Genomic DNA, 1,587 nt, shown 5'->3' on the forward strand with positions numbered 1-1,587 from the left:
CCCCGACCCCGGGCCCGTCCGGCAAGGCTTACGGGCCGCCCCCGGACCGCCCCGCCCGTCTCACGCCTCGAAGTCCTGGAAGGGGGCCCGGCCCTTCGGGCGGTAGGTGTGGATGGCGATGCCGCTGCCGGTGGTGCGCGAGGCGGTCAGTTCGCAGGCCGTGGGCAGGCAGCCGGTGGGGAACAGGCGGCGCCCCGCACCCAGGAAGACCGGGAAGAGCAGCAGGTTCAGCTCCTCGACCAGGTCCCGCGCGAGCAGCCACTGCGCGAGGCGCCCGCTGCCGTGCACCTGGAGCTCCCCCTCGGTCGCGTCCTTGGCCCGGACGACCTCCGCCTGGAGCTGCTCCCCGTCCAGGACGGCGGCCGGCCCCCAGGCGGGCTCCTTCAGGGTGGTGGAGGCCACGTACTTCGTCAGCCGGTTGAGCCGGTGCGCGATCGGGTTGGCGGGGTCGTCGTGGTGGGGCCAGTACGCGGCGAAGATCTCGTACGTGCGCCGGCCGAGCAGGAAGGCGCCGGCACGGCCGAAGACCTCCCCCATGAACTCCTGCATGCCCGCGTCGGCGTGGGGGGCGACCCAGCCGCCGTAGGCGAAGCCGTCGCTGTCGTCCTCCTCCCGCGCGCCGGGCGCCTGGAGCACCCCGTCGAGGGTGAGGAAGGTGGTGAGGGTCAGCTTGCCCATGGGTCGGCGCTCCTCGTGTCGGTGTCCTGTCCCCCTCCAGACTCCCGGGCGCCCCGGGTCTCATCGGTGCGGCGCGCGTGGACGCGAGGTCGGATTCCCGCCAGCGCCGCGGGGCGCCACCGGATTTCATTGAACACGCAACCAAACAGCTCGGGAGGGAACGGACATGAACGGCAACACGGTGGCCCTGGTGACGGGCGGCAGCCGGGGGATCGGGGCGGCCACGGCGCTGCGGCTGGCCGAGGACGGCTTCGACGTGGCGCTCACCTACGTCGACGGTGCGCAGGCCGCGGCGGAGGTGGCCGGCAAGATCGAGGCACTCGGCCGGCGGGCCCTGGCGGTACGGGCCGACGCGGGCGCCGCCGACGGCCCGAGGACGGCGGTGGAGGAGACCGTGCGCGCGCTCGGACGGCTCGACGTCCTCGTCAACAACGCGGGCGCGGGCGTGCTCGGCCCGATCGGGAGCCTCGGCGCCGCCGACGTGGACCGGGTCCTCGCCGTCAACGTCCGGGGCGCCTTCCTGGCCGCGCAGGCGGCGGCCGGGCACATGGGCTCCGGCGGACGGATCGTCACCATCGGCAGCTGCATGGTGCAGCGGGTCCCCGGCCCGGGCGGCACGCTGTACGCGATGAGCAAGGCGGCCATGACGGGCCTGACGAAGTCCCTCGCGCGGGAGCTCGGCGGCCGCGGCATCACCGCCAACCTGGTGCACCCGGGGCCCACGGACACCGACATGAACCCGGCCGACGGCCCGTACGCGGACCCGCAGCGGTCGATGACGGCGCTCGGGCGCTACGGCACCCCCCAGGAGGTGGCCGCGATGGTGTCCTTCCTCGCCGGACCGGACGCCGCGTACGTCACCGGGGCGGAGTTCTCGGTGGACGGCGGCCACGCCGCGTAGCCCCCGGG

Annotated in this window: 2 protein-coding genes; one reads left to right on the top strand and one right to left on the bottom strand. The window is 75.0% G+C overall.

What is annotated here, in order from left to right; translation table 11 throughout:
- Positions 1 to 60: 60 nt before the first annotated feature.
- Entirely contained in the window at positions 61 to 678 is a 618-nt protein-coding gene (locus tag VR44_RS11615; protein ID WP_045947361.1) for a dihydrofolate reductase family protein, read from the bottom strand.
- Between the two features lie 166 nt (positions 679 to 844).
- On the opposite strand from VR44_RS11615, the gene VR44_RS11620 reads away from it, so the two are divergent.
- Entirely contained in the window at positions 845 to 1,579 is a 735-nt protein-coding gene (locus VR44_RS11620) for an SDR family NAD(P)-dependent oxidoreductase (RefSeq protein ID WP_045947362.1), read from the top strand.
- Positions 1,580 to 1,587: the final 8 nt, after the last annotated feature.

It is taken from the genome of Streptomyces katrae (assembly GCF_000966975.1).
Classification (GTDB): domain Bacteria; phylum Actinomycetota; class Actinomycetes; order Streptomycetales; family Streptomycetaceae; genus Streptomyces; species Streptomyces katrae.